Source organism: Citrobacter sp. wls710, assembly GCF_005281115.1.
GTDB classification, from domain to species: Bacteria; Pseudomonadota; Gammaproteobacteria; order Enterobacterales; family Enterobacteriaceae; genus Citrobacter; species Citrobacter werkmanii.
This window is the reverse complement of sequence record NZ_SZXD01000031.1, coordinates 12747-26112: the sequence shown is the minus strand read 5'-3', so window position 1 is coordinate 26112 and position 13366 is coordinate 12747. Positions and strand designations below refer to the sequence as shown.

The following is a 13366-nucleotide window of genomic DNA, read 5'->3' as shown; positions in this document are numbered from 1 at the left end:
CGGGCGTTGTTGCTAAAGTAATGAGCTAATTATTAATTAATTAGCTTTGAGCTTAAAAAGGGCGCTTCGGCGCCCTTTTTGCTGCTTGCTGTTTAGCTGCTGTCATATTTATTCGCATTTTTTATTCATTCTCCCGCCGCGTAAATAGCGTTGTGCTATTGTAATCATAACTATTCTCATTTACAATTTGCACAGAAATTGAACGGGAGCGATCATGTACGTTTGTTTGTGTAATGCGATAAGTGATAAAAAAATTCGTCAGGCTGTTCGCCAGTTTCAACCTCAGTCCTTTCAGCAATTACGTAAATTTATTCCTGTGGGAAATCAATGTGGTAAGTGCATTCGCGCTGCCCGTGAAGTCATGCAGGATGAATTAACTCAAATGCCAGAATTTAAAGAGATCGCCTAAGTCACACTCTTTTTTTTGACATCCCGGTAGCCCCATCTACGCTCTAAGAGTGGAAGCGGAGGGACTATAAAATGAAAGGTGATGTTAAAATCATAAATTATCTCAATAAACTATTGGGAAATGAGCTTGTCGCAATCAACCAATACTTTCTCCACGCGAGAATGTTCAAAAACTGGGGCCTGATGCGCCTCAATGATGTCGAGTACCATGAGTCTATAGATGAGATGAAACACGCCGATAAATACATCGAGCGTATTTTATTCTTGGAAGGGATCCCAAACCTACAGGATCTTGGCAAGTTAGGCATAGGTGAAGACGTTGAAGAGATGCTGCAATCGGATCTTCGGCTCGAACTGGATGGCGCGAAAGACTTACGTGAAGCCATTGCCTATGCTGATAGCGTTCATGACTACGTCAGCCGGGACATGATGATTGAGATCCTGACTGAAGAAGAAGGGCATATTGACTGGCTCGAAACGGAGCTGGACCTGATTGCAAAACTTGGTTTGCAAAACTATCTGCAATCGCAAATTAAAGTCAGCGACTAACCGCCCTGGATTAGACCAATCCCGCCAATAATAAAACCCGCAGCCGCCAGATAGGGTCCAAAAGGCAGCGGGTTTTTTAATACCTTTCTCCCATGTTTAACCCAGGCAATCCCGGTCATACAGCAGGCCAGGCTGGCGGCAAGCAAGACCAGCAACGGTAATGCGTCCCAGCGATGCCAGGCGCCCAGGGCGGCAAGAAATTTGACATCACCAAAGCCTAATCCTTCCTGACGGCATATCAGACGATACCCCCAATAGAACAAAGCAAATACCCCATAACCCGCTACGGCACCCCAAAGCGCGTCGGATAACTGCGCCGGTCTGCAGCACTGATGATAAATAAGGCCACCCCACAAAAGAGGGCAGGTAAATTTGTCGGGTAATAGGCCAGTGCGTAAATCCTCAAACCAGAGCAATCCCGATAACCCTGCATAAATCAGCACAAAGGGAAGGTCGATATACATAGGTTAGCCTCGTATGAAAAGAGGCCACCCTCCGCTAAATATCAAGGTTGTACAAGACCGAAATTCGAGTTATGTAAACCTTCTTCCAGAGAAATCGCAATCCATAACAGCGCATACAGTGAGAGTGGAAGGGGGCACGCGTTCCATGACAGAGTGATTAATTTCTATGCGGCACTTGCGTCAGGCTGAGATTTACGTATAATGCGCGGGCTTGTCTAATATTGACAGCGGTTCGATATGAGCCACCGGTACTGCGAAAGCAATACCAGACAATGTTCCCAATCGGGGAACTCTGTAAGAACGGTTACACTCTCCCATCAATCGTAATGGGTTTGAGGAGTAACTATTTCGTTTATAAAATAATTGGAGCTCTGGTCTCATGCAGAACCAAAGAATCCGTATCCGTTTGAAAGCGTTTGATCATCGTCTGATCGATCAATCAACCGCGGAAATCGTCGAGACTGCCAAGCGCACTGGTGCGCAGGTTCGTGGTCCGATCCCGCTGCCGACCCGCAAAGAGCGTTTCACCGTTCTGATCTCTCCGCACGTTAACAAAGACGCGCGTGATCAGTACGAGATCCGTACTCACAAGCGTCTGGTTGACATCGTTGAGCCAACTGAAAAAACCGTTGATGCTCTGATGCGTCTGGACCTGGCTGCCGGTGTAGACGTGCAGATCAGCCTGGGTTAATCAGGTCATCGAGCGATTGAGAGGTTGATACAATGATTGGTTTAGTCGGTAAAAAAGTGGGTATGACCCGCATCTTCACTGAAGATGGCGTCTCTATCCCAGTAACCGTTATCGAAGTTGAAGCAAACCGCGTTACTCAGGTTAAAGATCTGGCTAACGACGGCTACCGCGCTGTTCAGGTTACCACCGGTGCTAAAAAAGCTAACCGTGTAACTAAGCCGGAAGCTGGCCACTTTGCTAAAGCTGGCGTAGAAGCTGGCCGCGGTCTGTGGGAGTTCCGTCTGGCAGATGGTGAAGAATACACCGTTGGTCAGAACATTAGCGTTGAACTGTTTGCTGACGTTAAAAAAGTTGACGTAACCGGTACCTCTAAAGGTAAAGGTTTCGCTGGTACCGTTAAGCGCTGGAACTTCCGTACCCAGGACGCTACTCACGGTAACTCCTTGTCTCACCGCGTTCCGGGTTCTATCGGTCAGAACCAGACTCCGGGCAAAGTGTTCAAAGGCAAGAAAATGGCAGGTCAGCTGGGCAACGAACGTGTAACCGTTCAGAGCCTGGACGTAGTACGTGTTGACGCTGAGCGCAACCTGCTGCTGGTTAAAGGTGGTGTTCCGGGTGCGACCGGTTGCGACCTGATCGTTAAACCAGCTGTGAAGGCGTAAGGGGATAGCAATGGAATTAGTATTGAAAGACGCGCAGAGCGCGCTGACTGTTTCCGAAACTACCTTCGGTCGTGATTTCAACGAAGCGCTGGTTCACCAGGTTGTTGTTGCTTATGCAGCTGGTGCTCGTCAGGGTACTCGTGCTCAGAAGACTCGTGCTGAAGTAACTGGTTCAGGCAAAAAGCCGTGGCGCCAGAAAGGTACCGGCCGTGCGCGTTCAGGTTCTATCAAGAGCCCGATCTGGCGTTCAGGTGGCGTGACCTTCGCTGCTCGCCCGCAGGACCACAGTCAAAAAGTTAACAAAAAGATGTACCGCGGCGCGCTGAAAAGCATCCTGTCCGAACTGGTACGTCAGGATCGTCTGATCGTTGTCGAGAAGTTCTCTGTAGAAGCGCCTAAAACTAAGCTGCTGGCACAGAAACTGAAAGACATGGCTCTGGAAGATGTGCTGATCATCACCGGTGAGCTGGACGAAAACCTGTTCCTGGCTGCGCGCAACCTGCACAAGGTTGACGTACGCGATGCAACTGGTATCGACCCGGTTAGCCTGATCGCCTTCGACAAAGTCGTAATGACTGCTGATGCTGTTAAGCAAGTTGAGGAGATGCTGGCATGATTCGTGAAGAACGTCTGCTGAAGGTGCTGCGCGCACCGCACGTTTCTGAAAAAGCGTCTACTGCGATGGAAAAAACTAACACCATCGTTCTCAAAGTTGCTAAAGACGCGACCAAAGCAGAGATCAAAGCTGCTGTGCAGAAACTGTTTGAAGTCGAAGTCGAAGTCGTTAACACCCTGGTAGTTAAAGGGAAAGTTAAACGTCACGGACAGCGTATCGGTCGTCGTAGCGACTGGAAAAAAGCTTACGTCACCCTGAAGGAAGGCCAGAATCTGGACTTCGTCGGCGGCGCTGAGTAAGTCGGAGGAGTAATACAATGGCAGTTGTTAAATGTAAACCGACATCTCCGGGTCGTCGCCACGTTGTTAAAGTGGTCAACCCAGAGCTGCACAAGGGCAAACCTTTTGCTCCGCTGGTTGAAAAAAACAGCAAATCCGGTGGTCGTAACAACAATGGCCGTATCACCACTCGTCACATCGGTGGTGGTCACAAGCAGGCTTATCGTATTGTTGACTTCAAACGCAACAAAGACGGTATCCCAGCAATTGTTGAACGTCTTGAGTACGATCCGAACCGCTCCGCGAACATCGCGCTGGTTCTGTACAAAGACGGTGAACGCCGTTACATTCTGGCCCCTAAAGGCCTGAAAGCTGGCGACCAGGTTCAATCTGGCGTTGATGCTGCAATCAAAGCAGGTAACACCCTGCCGATGCGCAATATCCCGGTTGGTTCTACCGTTCATAACGTAGAAATGAAACCAGGTAAAGGCGGTCAGCTGGCACGTTCCGCTGGTACTTACGTTCAGATCGTTGCGCGTGATGGTGCTTATGTCACCCTGCGTCTGCGTTCTGGTGAAATGCGTAAAGTTGAAGCAGACTGCCGTGCAACTCTGGGCGAAGTTGGCAATGCTGAGCATATGCTGCGCGTTCTGGGTAAAGCAGGTGCTGCACGCTGGCGTGGTGTTCGTCCTACCGTTCGCGGTACTGCGATGAACCCAGTCGATCACCCACATGGTGGTGGTGAAGGTCGTAACTTTGGTAAGCACCCGGTAACTCCGTGGGGCGTTCAGACCAAAGGTAAGAAGACCCGCAGCAACAAGCGTACTGATAAATTCATCGTACGTCGCCGTAGCAAATAATTTTAGAGGATAAGCCATGCCACGTTCTCTCAAGAAAGGTCCTTTTATTGACCTGCACTTGCTGAAGAAGGTAGAGAAAGCGGTGGAAAGCGGAGACAAGAAGCCCCTGCGCACTTGGTCCCGTCGTTCAACGATCTTTCCTAACATGATCGGTTTGACCATCGCTGTCCATAATGGTCGTCAGCACGTTCCGGTATTTGTTTCCGACGAAATGGTCGGTCACAAACTGGGTGAATTCGCACCGACTCGTACTTATCGCGGCCACGCTGCTGATAAAAAAGCGAAGAAGAAATAAGGTAGGAGGAAGAGATGGAAACTTTAGCTCAACATCGCCATGCTCGTTCTTCTGCTCAGAAGGTTCGCCTTGTTGCAGACCTGATTCGCGGTAAGAAAGTGTCGCAGGCTCTGGATATTCTGACCTACACCAATAAGAAAGCGGCTGTACTGGTTAAGAAAGTCCTGGAATCTGCCATTGCTAACGCTGAACACAACGATGGCGCTGACATTGACGATCTGAAAGTTACGAAAATTTTCGTAGACGAAGGCCCGAGCATGAAGCGCATTATGCCGCGTGCAAAAGGTCGTGCAGATCGCATCCTGAAGCGCACCAGCCACATTACTGTGGTTGTGTCCGATCGCTGAGACTCTGGAGACTAGCAATGGGTCAGAAAGTACATCCTAATGGTATTCGCCTGGGTATTGTAAAACCATGGAACTCAACCTGGTTTGCGAACACCAAAGAATTCGCTGACAACCTGGACAGCGATTTTAAAGTACGTCAGTACCTGACTAAGGAACTGGCTAAAGCGTCTGTATCTCGTATCGTTATCGAGCGTCCGGCTAAGAGCATCCGTGTGACCATTCACACCGCTCGCCCGGGTATCGTTATCGGTAAGAAAGGCGAAGACGTAGAAAAACTGCGCAAAGTCGTAGCTGATATTGCTGGCGTTCCTGCCCAGATCAATATCGCCGAAGTGCGTAAGCCTGAACTGGACGCAAAATTGGTTGCTGACAGCATCACTTCTCAGCTGGAACGTCGCGTTATGTTCCGTCGTGCTATGAAGCGTGCTGTACAGAACGCAATGCGTCTGGGCGCTAAAGGTATTAAAGTTGAAGTTAGCGGCCGTCTGGGCGGCGCGGAAATCGCACGTACCGAATGGTACCGCGAAGGTCGCGTACCGCTGCACACTCTGCGTGCTGACATCGACTACAACACCTCTGAAGCGCACACCACTTACGGTGTAATCGGCGTTAAAGTGTGGATCTTCAAAGGCGAGATCCTGGGTGGTATGGCTGCTGTTGAACAACCGGAAAAACCGGCTGCGCAACCTAAAAAGCAGCAGCGTAAAGGCCGTAAATAAGGAGCGTCGCTGATGTTACAACCAAAGCGTACAAAATTCCGTAAAATGCACAAAGGCCGTAACCGCGGTCTGGCTGCTGGCGCGGATGTTAGCTTCGGCAGCTTCGGTCTGAAAGCTGTTGGCCGTGGTCGTCTGACTGCCCGTCAGATCGAAGCAGCACGTCGTGCTATGACCCGTGCAGTTAAGCGTCAAGGTAAGATCTGGATCCGTGTATTCCCGGACAAACCGATCACTGAAAAGCCGCTGGCAGTGCGTATGGGTAAAGGTAAAGGTAACGTAGAGTATTGGGTTGCCTTGATTCAGCCGGGTAAAGTCCTGTATGAAATGGACGGCGTACCGGAAGAGCTGGCCCGTGAAGCATTCAAGCTGGCAGCAGCGAAACTGCCGATTAAAACCACCTTTGTAACTAAGACGGTGATGTAATGAAAGCAAAAGAGCTGCGTGAGAAGAGTGTTGAAGAGCTGAACACCGAGCTGCTGAATCTGCTGCGTGAGCAGTTCAACCTGCGTATGCAGGCTGCAAGTGGCCAGCTGCAACAGTCTCACCTGTTGAAGCAAGTGCGTCGTGATGTCGCACGCGTTAAGACTTTACTGACTGAGAAGGCGGGTGCGTAATGACCGATAAAATCCGTACTCTGCAAGGTCGCGTTGTTAGCGATAAAATGGAGAAATCCATCGTTGTTGCTATCGAACGTTTTGTGAAACACCCGATCTACGGTAAATTCATTAAGCGTACGACCAAACTGCACGTACATGACGAGAACAACGAATGCGGTACTGGTGACGTGGTTGAAATCCGCGAATGCCGTCCGTTGTCCAAGACTAAGTCCTGGACGCTGGTTCGCGTTGTAGAGAAAGCCGTTCTGTAATACAGTAGGCATTCTCAACGAATAAACGGCTCAGCGATGAGCCGTTTATTTTTTCTACCCATATCGTTTGAGCGGTGTTATAATGCCGCGCCCCCGATATGGGGCTTTTTTAACGACCTGATTTTCGGGTCTCAGTAGTAGTTGACATTAGCGGAGCACTAAAATGATCCAAGAACAGACTATGCTGAACGTCGCCGACAACTCCGGTGCACGTCGCGTAATGTGTATCAAGGTTCTGGGTGGCTCGCACCGTCGCTACGCAGGCGTCGGCGATATCATCAAGATCACCATCAAGGAAGCAATTCCGCGTGGTAAGGTCAAAAAAGGTGATGTGCTGAAGGCGGTAGTGGTGCGCACCAAGAAGGGTGTTCGTCGCCCGGACGGTTCTGTCATTCGCTTCGATGGTAATGCATGCGTTATTTTAAACAATAACAGCGAGCAACCTATCGGTACGCGTATTTTTGGGCCGGTAACTCGTGAACTTCGTAACGAGAAGTTCATGAAAATTATCTCTCTGGCACCAGAAGTACTCTAAGGAGCGAATCATGGCAGCGAAGATCCGTCGTGATGACGAAGTTATCGTGTTAACCGGTAAAGATAAAGGTAAACGCGGTAAAGTTAAGAATGTCTTGTCTTCCGGCAAGCTCATTGTTGAAGGTATCAACCTGGTTAAGAAACACCAGAAGCCGGTTCCGGCTCTGAACCAACCAGGCGGCATCGTTGAAAAAGAAGCTGCTATTCAGGTTTCTAACGTTGCAATCTTCAACGCGGCAACCGGCAAGGCTGACCGTGTAGGCTTTAGATTCGAAGACGGCAAAAAAGTCCGTTTCTTCAAATCTAACAGCGAAACTATCAAGTAATTTGGAGTAGTACGATGGCGAAACTGCATGATTACTACAAAGACGAAGTAGTCGCTAAACTCATGACTGAGTTTAACTACAATTCTGTCATGCAAGTCCCTCGGGTCGAGAAGATCACCCTGAACATGGGTGTTGGTGAAGCGATCGCTGACAAGAAACTGCTGGATAACGCAGCAGCTGACCTGACAGCAATCTCCGGTCAAAAACCGCTGATCACCAAAGCACGCAAATCAGTTGCAGGCTTCAAAATCCGTCAGGGCTATCCGATCGGCTGTAAAGTAACTCTGCGTGGCGAACGCATGTGGGAGTTCTTTGAGCGTCTGATCACTATTGCTGTTCCACGTATCCGTGACTTCCGTGGCCTGTCCGCTAAGTCATTCGATGGCCGTGGTAACTACAGCATGGGTGTCCGTGAGCAGATCATCTTCCCAGAAATCGACTACGATAAAGTCGACCGCGTGCGTGGTTTGGATATTACCATTACCACTACTGCGAAATCTGACGAAGAAGGCCGTGCTCTGCTGGCTGCCTTTGACTTCCCGTTCCGCAAGTAAGGTAGGGTTACTGAATGGCTAAGCAATCAATGAAAGCACGCGAAGTAAAGCGCGTAGCTTTAGCTGATAAGTACTTCGCAAAACGCGCTGAACTGAAAGCTATTATCTCTGATGTGAACGCGACCGACGAAGATCGTTGGAACGCAGTTCTGAAGCTGCAGTCTCTGCCGCGTGATTCCAGCCCGTCCCGTCAGCGTAACCGCTGCCGTCAAACAGGTCGTCCGCATGGCTATGTGGGCAAGTTCGGGTTGAGCCGTATCAAACTGCGTGAAGCCGCAATGCGCGGTGAAGTACCAGGCTTGAAAAAGGCTAGCTGGTAATTACCAATTGAATCACGGGAGTAAAGACAGATGAGCATGCAAGATCCGATCGCGGATATGCTGACCCGTATCCGTAACGGTCAGGCCGCGAATAAAGCTGCGGTCACCATGCCTTCCTCCAAGCTGAAAGTGGCAATTGCCAACGTGCTGAAGGAAGAAGGTTTTATTGAAGATTTTAAAGTTGAAGGCGACACCAAGCCGGAACTGGAACTTACTCTTAAGTATTTCCAGGGTAAAGCTGTTGTAGAAAGCATTCAGCGTGTCAGTCGCCCAGGTCTGCGCATTTATAAGCGTAAAGACGAGCTGCCGAAAGTTATGGCTGGCATGGGTATCGCAGTTGTTTCTACCTCTAAAGGTGTTATGACTGATCGTGCAGCGCGCCAGGCTGGTCTTGGTGGCGAAATTATCTGCTACGTAGCCTAATCGGAGGAAAAAATGTCTCGTGTTGCTAAAGCACCGGTCGTTATTCCTGCCGGCGTTGATGTAAAAATCAACGGTCAGGTTATTACGATCAAAGGTAAAAACGGCGAGCTGACTCGTACTCTCAACGATGCTGTTGCAGTAAATCATGCAGATAATGCACTGACCTTCGGTCCGCGTGATGGTTACGCAGATGGATGGGCTCAGGCTGGTACCGCGCGTGCCCTGCTGAATGCAATGGTTGTCGGTGTTACCGAAGGCTTCACTAAGAAGCTGCAGCTGGTTGGTGTAGGTTATCGTGCAGCGGTCAAAGGGAATGTAGTAAACCTGGCTTTAGGTTTCTCTCATCCAGTTGATCATCAGCTGCCGGCAGGTATCACTGCAGAATGTCCGACTCAGACTGAAATCGTGCTGAAAGGCGCTGATAAACAGCTGATCGGTCAGGTTGCGGCAGATCTGCGCGCCTACCGTCGTCCTGAGCCTTACAAAGGCAAGGGTGTTCGTTACGCCGACGAAGTCGTGCGTACCAAAGAGGCTAAGAAGAAGTAAGGTAACACTATGGATAAGAAATCTGCTCGTATCCGTCGTGCGACCCGCGCACGCCGCAAGCTCAAAGAGCTGGGCGCAACTCGCCTGGTGGTACATCGTACCCCGCGTCATATTTACGCACAGGTAATTGCACCGAACGGTTCTGAAGTTCTGGTAGCTGCTTCTACTGTAGAAAAAGCTATCGCTGAACAACTGAAGTACACCGGTAACAAAGACGCTGCAGCAGCTGTGGGTAAAGCTGTCGCCGAACGCGCTCTGGAAAAAGGCATCAAAGATGTGTCCTTTGACCGTTCCGGGTTCCAATATCATGGTCGTGTCCAGGCACTGGCAGATGCTGCCCGTGAAGCTGGCCTTCAGTTCTAAGGTAGAGGTGTAAGATGGCTCACATCGAAAAACAAGCTGGCGAACTGCAGGAAAAGCTGATCGCGGTAAACCGCGTATCTAAAACCGTTAAAGGTGGTCGTATTTTCTCCTTCACAGCTCTGACTGTAGTTGGCGATGGTAACGGTCGCGTTGGTTTTGGTTACGGTAAAGCGCGTGAAGTTCCAGCAGCGATCCAGAAAGCGATGGAAAAAGCCCGTCGCAATATGATTAACGTCGCGCTGAACCACGGCACCCTGCAGCACCCGGTTAAGGGTACTCACACGGGTTCTCGTGTATTCATGCAGCCGGCTTCCGAAGGTACCGGTATCATCGCCGGTGGTGCAATGCGCGCCGTTCTGGAAGTCGCTGGAGTTCGTAACGTTCTGGCTAAAGCGTATGGTTCCACCAACCCGATTAACGTGGTTCGTGCAACTATCGACGGTCTGGAAAATATGAAATCTCCGGAAATGGTCGCTGCCAAGCGTGGTAAATCCGTTGAAGAAATTCTGGGGAAATAAACCATGGCAAAGACTATTAAAATTACTCAAACCCGCAGTGCAATCGGTCGTCTGCCGAAACACAAGGCAACGCTGCTTGGCCTGGGTCTGCGTCGTATTGGTCACACCGTAGAACGCGAGGATACTCCTGCTGTTCGTGGTATGGTCAACGCGGTTTCCTTCATGGTTAAAGTTGAGGAGTAAGAGATGCGTTTAAATACTCTGTCTCCGGCCGAAGGCTCCAAAAAGGCGGGTAAACGCCTGGGTCGTGGTATCGGTTCTGGCCTCGGTAAAACCGGTGGTCGTGGTCACAAAGGTCAGAAGTCTCGTTCTGGCGGTGGCGTACGTCGCGGTTTCGAGGGTGGTCAGATGCCTCTGTACCGTCGTCTGCCGAAATTCGGCTTCACTTCACGTAAAGCAGCGATTACAGCCGAAGTTCGTCTGTCTGACCTGGCTAAAGTTGAAGGCGGTATTGTAGACCTGAACACGCTGAAAGCAGCTAACATTATCGGTATCCAGATCGAGTTCGCGAAAGTGATCCTGGCTGGTGAAGTCACTACTCCGGTAACTGTTCGTGGCCTGCGTGTTACTAAAGGCGCTCGTGCTGCTATCGAAGCTGCTGGCGGTAAAATCGAGGAATAAGTAGCAGATGGCTAAACAACCGGGATTAGATTTTCAAAGTGCCAAAGGTGGCTTAGGCGAGCTGAAACGCAGACTGCTGTTTGTAATCGGTGCGCTTATTGTGTTCCGTATTGGCTCTTTCATTCCGATCCCTGGTATTGATGCCGCTGTACTTGCCAAACTGCTTGAGCAACAGCGAGGCACCATCATTGAAATGTTTAACATGTTCTCTGGTGGTGCTCTCAGCCGTGCTTCTATCTTTGCTCTGGGGATCATGCCGTATATCTCGGCGTCGATCATTATCCAGCTGCTGACGGTGGTTCACCCAACGCTGGCAGAAATTAAGAAAGAAGGGGAGTCTGGTCGTCGTAAGATCAGCCAGTACACCCGCTACGGTACTCTGGTGCTGGCAATATTCCAGTCGATCGGTATTGCTACCGGTCTGCCGAATATGCCTGGTATGCAGGGCCTGGTAATGAATCCAGGCTTTGCATTCTATTTCACCGCTGTTGTAAGTCTGGTTACAGGGACTATGTTCCTGATGTGGTTGGGCGAACAGATTACTGAACGTGGTATCGGCAACGGTATCTCAATCATTATCTTCGCCGGTATCGTTGCGGGACTCCCGCCAGCCATTGCCCATACTATCGAGCAAGCGCGTCAAGGCGACCTGCACTTCCTCGTGTTGCTGTTGGTTGCAGTATTAGTATTTGCAGTGACGTTCTTTGTTGTATTTGTTGAGCGTGGTCAACGCCGTATTGTGGTAAACTACGCGAAACGTCAGCAAGGTCGTCGTGTCTATGCTGCACAGAGCACACATTTACCGCTGAAAGTGAATATGGCGGGGGTAATCCCGGCAATCTTCGCTTCCAGTATTATTCTGTTCCCGGCGACCATCGCGTCATGGTTCGGGGGCGGGACTGGTTGGAACTGGCTGACAACAATTTCGCTGTATTTGCAGCCTGGGCAACCGCTTTATGTGTTACTCTATGCGTCTGCAATCATATTCTTCTGTTTCTTCTACACGGCGTTGGTTTTCAACCCGCGTGAAACAGCAGATAACCTGAAGAAGTCCGGTGCATTTGTACCAGGAATTCGTCCGGGAGAGCAAACGGCGAAGTATATCGATAAAGTAATGACCCGCCTGACTTTGGTTGGTGCGCTCTACATTACCTTTATCTGCCTGATCCCGGAGTTCATGCGTGATGCAATGAAAGTACCGTTCTACTTTGGTGGGACCTCACTGCTTATCGTTGTTGTCGTGATTATGGACTTTATGGCTCAAGTGCAAACTCTGATGATGTCAAGTCAGTACGAGTCTGCATTGAAGAAGGCGAATCTGAAAGGCTACGGCCGTTAACAGTCGCCCGAGAAGTTACGGAGAGTAAAAATGAAAGTTCGTGCTTCCGTCAAGAAATTATGCCGTAACTGCAAAATCGTTAAGCGTGATGGTGTCATCCGTGTGATTTGCAGTGCCGAGCCGAAGCATAAACAGCGCCAAGGCTGATTTATTCGCATATTTTTCTTGCAAAGTTGGGTTGAGCTGGCTAGATTAGCCAGCCAATCTTTTGTATGTCTGTGCGTTTCCATTTGAGTATCCTGAAAACGGGCTTTTCAGCATGGTGCGTACATATTAAATAGTAGGAGTGCATAGTGGCCCGTATAGCAGGCATTAACATTCCTGATCAGAAACATGCTGTGATCGCATTAACTTCGATCTACGGCGTCGGCAAGACCCGTTCTAAAGCCATTCTGGCTGCAGCGGGTATCGCTGAAGATGTTAAGATCAGTGAGCTGTCTGAAGAACAAATCGACACGCTGCGTGACGAAGTTGCCAAATTTGTCGTTGAAGGTGATCTGCGCCGTGAAGTTAGCATGAGCATCAAGCGCCTTATGGACCTTGGTTGCTATCGCGGTTTGCGTCATCGTCGTGGTCTCCCGGTTCGCGGTCAGCGTACCAAGACCAACGCACGTACCCGTAAGGGTCCGCGCAAACCGATCAAGAAATAATCGGGGTGATTGAATAATGGCAAAGGCACCAATTCGTGCACGTAAACGTGTAAGAAAACAAGTCTCTGACGGCGTGGCTCATATCCATGCTTCTTTTAACAACACCATCGTTACCATTACTGATCGTCAGGGTAACGCACTGGGTTGGGCAACAGCCGGTGGTTCCGGTTTCCGTGGTTCTCGCAAATCCACTCCGTTTGCAGCTCAGGTTGCAGCAGAGCGTTGCGCTGAAGCCGTAAAAGAATACGGTATCAAGAATCTGGAAGTTATGGTCAAAGGACCGGGTCCAGGTCGCGAATCTACTGTTCGTGCTCTGAACGCCGCTGGTTTCCGCATCACTAATATTACTGATGTGACTCCGATCCCTCATAACGGTTGTCGTCCGCCGAAAAAACGTCGCGTATAACGCTGTCGT

General features: G+C 49.9%; 28 protein-coding genes. 27 read left to right on the top strand and 1 reads right to left on the bottom strand.

Annotation, left to right across the window (positions count from 1 at the left end):
* Positions 1–214 precede the first annotated feature (214 nt).
* Complete coding sequence (gene bfd, locus FDX14_RS13565) at positions 215–409, top strand: bacterioferritin-associated ferredoxin (protein WP_006687360.1); 195 nt, start codon at positions 215–217, stop codon at positions 407–409.
* A gap of 71 nt (positions 410–480) precedes the next feature.
* Entirely contained in the window at positions 481–957 is a 477-nt protein-coding gene (bfr, locus tag FDX14_RS13560; RefSeq protein WP_042312088.1) for a bacterioferritin, read from the top strand.
* Here bfr and FDX14_RS13555 read toward each other — a convergent pair.
* Entirely contained in the window at positions 954–1421 is a 468-nt protein-coding gene (locus tag FDX14_RS13555) for a prepilin peptidase (protein WP_042312089.1), read from the bottom strand. The genes bfr and FDX14_RS13555 overlap by 4 nt on opposite strands.
* 379 nt (positions 1422–1800) lie before the next feature.
* Here FDX14_RS13555 and rpsJ point away from each other — a divergent pair, with 379 nt between their 5' ends.
* The 25 genes from rpsJ to rpsK all read left to right on the top strand — a co-directional run bounded on the left by rpsJ (position 1801) and on the right by rpsK (position 13357).
* The gene (gene rpsJ, locus FDX14_RS13550; protein WP_001181005.1) at positions 1801–2112 is read left to right on the top strand and encodes a 30S ribosomal protein S10; all 312 of its coding nucleotides are present in this window, start codon (positions 1801–1803) and stop codon (positions 2110–2112) included.
* 32 nt (positions 2113–2144) lie between these two features.
* On the top strand, positions 2145–2774 hold the full coding sequence (gene rplC, locus FDX14_RS13545; RefSeq protein WP_003031117.1) for a 50S ribosomal protein L3: 630 nt from the start codon (positions 2145–2147) through the stop codon (positions 2772–2774).
* Positions 2775–2784: 10 nt separating this feature from the next.
* Complete coding sequence (rplD, locus tag FDX14_RS13540; protein WP_000424395.1) at positions 2785–3390, top strand: 50S ribosomal protein L4; 606 nt, start codon at positions 2785–2787, stop codon at positions 3388–3390.
* On the top strand, positions 3387–3689 hold the full coding sequence (gene rplW, locus FDX14_RS13535) for a 50S ribosomal protein L23 (RefSeq protein WP_000617546.1): 303 nt from the start codon (positions 3387–3389) through the stop codon (positions 3687–3689). The genes rplD and rplW overlap by 4 nt, the downstream gene beginning before the upstream one ends.
* A gap of 17 nt (positions 3690–3706) precedes the next feature.
* Positions 3707–4528 (top strand): 50S ribosomal protein L2, encoded by an 822-nt coding sequence (gene rplB, locus FDX14_RS13530; protein ID WP_038634702.1) that lies wholly within the window; start codon positions 3707–3709, stop codon positions 4526–4528.
* Positions 4529–4544: 16 nt separating this feature from the next.
* Positions 4545–4823 (top strand): 30S ribosomal protein S19, encoded by a 279-nt coding sequence (gene rpsS / locus FDX14_RS13525; RefSeq protein WP_001138115.1) that lies wholly within the window; start codon positions 4545–4547, stop codon positions 4821–4823.
* A gap of 14 nt (positions 4824–4837) precedes the next feature.
* Positions 4838–5170, top strand: a complete 333-nt coding sequence (gene rplV / locus FDX14_RS13520) for a 50S ribosomal protein L22 (RefSeq protein ID WP_000448832.1) — start codon at positions 4838–4840, stop codon at positions 5168–5170.
* A 17-nt stretch (positions 5171–5187) separates the two neighbouring features.
* Positions 5188–5889, top strand: coding sequence for a 30S ribosomal protein S3 (rpsC, locus tag FDX14_RS13515; protein ID WP_000529945.1), 702 nt, complete (start codon positions 5188–5190; stop codon positions 5887–5889).
* A 12-nt stretch (positions 5890–5901) separates the two neighbouring features.
* Positions 5902–6312, top strand: coding sequence for a 50S ribosomal protein L16 (gene rplP / locus FDX14_RS13510; RefSeq protein WP_000941208.1), 411 nt, complete (start codon positions 5902–5904; stop codon positions 6310–6312).
* On the top strand, positions 6312–6503 hold the full coding sequence (gene rpmC / locus FDX14_RS13505; RefSeq protein ID WP_000644742.1) for a 50S ribosomal protein L29: 192 nt from the start codon (positions 6312–6314) through the stop codon (positions 6501–6503). Before rplP ends, rpmC begins: the two co-directional genes overlap by 1 nt.
* Positions 6503–6757: a 30S ribosomal protein S17 gene (gene rpsQ / locus FDX14_RS13500; protein ID WP_003031120.1), complete on the top strand. Its 255-nt coding sequence runs from the start codon at positions 6503–6505 to the stop codon at positions 6755–6757. Before rpmC ends, rpsQ begins: the two co-directional genes overlap by 1 nt.
* A gap of 163 nt (positions 6758–6920) precedes the next feature.
* A complete protein-coding gene (gene rplN, locus FDX14_RS13495) occupies positions 6921–7292 on the top strand; it encodes a 50S ribosomal protein L14 (protein WP_000613954.1) in 372 nt (123 codons plus the stop codon).
* Positions 7293–7302: 10 nt separating this feature from the next.
* The gene (gene rplX / locus FDX14_RS13490) at positions 7303–7617 is read left to right on the top strand and encodes a 50S ribosomal protein L24 (protein ID WP_004106345.1); all 315 of its coding nucleotides are present in this window, start codon (positions 7303–7305) and stop codon (positions 7615–7617) included.
* A gap of 14 nt (positions 7618–7631) precedes the next feature.
* Positions 7632–8171, top strand: coding sequence for a 50S ribosomal protein L5 (gene rplE / locus FDX14_RS13485; RefSeq protein ID WP_003031123.1), 540 nt, complete (start codon positions 7632–7634; stop codon positions 8169–8171).
* Positions 8172–8185: 14 nt separating this feature from the next.
* Positions 8186–8491 carry a 30S ribosomal protein S14 gene (gene rpsN, locus FDX14_RS13480; RefSeq protein WP_003031125.1) on the top strand — a complete coding sequence of 102 codons (306 nt, stop codon included), beginning with the start codon at positions 8186–8188 and terminating at the stop codon, positions 8489–8491.
* Between the two features lie 30 nt (positions 8492–8521).
* Positions 8522–8914: a 30S ribosomal protein S8 gene (rpsH, locus tag FDX14_RS13475; protein WP_003031127.1), complete on the top strand. Its 393-nt coding sequence runs from the start codon at positions 8522–8524 to the stop codon at positions 8912–8914.
* Positions 8915–8926: 12 nt separating this feature from the next.
* Positions 8927–9460: a 50S ribosomal protein L6 gene (gene rplF / locus FDX14_RS13470; RefSeq protein ID WP_006687355.1), complete on the top strand. Its 534-nt coding sequence runs from the start codon at positions 8927–8929 to the stop codon at positions 9458–9460.
* Positions 9461–9469: 9 nt separating this feature from the next.
* Complete coding sequence (gene rplR / locus FDX14_RS13465) at positions 9470–9823, top strand: 50S ribosomal protein L18 (RefSeq protein ID WP_000358956.1); 354 nt, start codon at positions 9470–9472, stop codon at positions 9821–9823.
* Positions 9824–9837: 14 nt separating this feature from the next.
* Entirely contained in the window at positions 9838–10341 is a 504-nt protein-coding gene (gene rpsE / locus FDX14_RS13460; RefSeq protein ID WP_003031131.1) for a 30S ribosomal protein S5, read from the top strand.
* 3 nt (positions 10342–10344) lie between these two features.
* Complete coding sequence (gene rpmD / locus FDX14_RS13455) at positions 10345–10524, top strand: 50S ribosomal protein L30 (RefSeq protein ID WP_001140434.1); 180 nt, start codon at positions 10345–10347, stop codon at positions 10522–10524.
* 3 nt (positions 10525–10527) lie between these two features.
* Positions 10528–10962: a 50S ribosomal protein L15 gene (gene rplO, locus FDX14_RS13450; protein ID WP_042002878.1), complete on the top strand. Its 435-nt coding sequence runs from the start codon at positions 10528–10530 to the stop codon at positions 10960–10962.
* A 7-nt stretch (positions 10963–10969) separates the two neighbouring features.
* Positions 10970–12301 carry a preprotein translocase subunit SecY gene (secY, locus tag FDX14_RS13445; RefSeq protein ID WP_001118864.1) on the top strand — a complete coding sequence of 444 codons (1332 nt, stop codon included), beginning with the start codon at positions 10970–10972 and terminating at the stop codon, positions 12299–12301.
* A gap of 30 nt (positions 12302–12331) precedes the next feature.
* A complete protein-coding gene (gene rpmJ / locus FDX14_RS13440; RefSeq protein ID WP_000868187.1) occupies positions 12332–12448 on the top strand; it encodes a 50S ribosomal protein L36 in 117 nt (38 codons plus the stop codon).
* 146 nt (positions 12449–12594) lie between these two features.
* On the top strand, positions 12595–12951 hold the full coding sequence (gene rpsM, locus FDX14_RS13435) for a 30S ribosomal protein S13 (RefSeq protein WP_003031135.1): 357 nt from the start codon (positions 12595–12597) through the stop codon (positions 12949–12951).
* Between the two features lie 16 nt (positions 12952–12967).
* Positions 12968–13357, top strand: a complete 390-nt coding sequence (rpsK, locus tag FDX14_RS13430) for a 30S ribosomal protein S11 (RefSeq protein ID WP_003031137.1) — start codon at positions 12968–12970, stop codon at positions 13355–13357.
* Positions 13358–13366 lie beyond the last annotated feature (9 nt).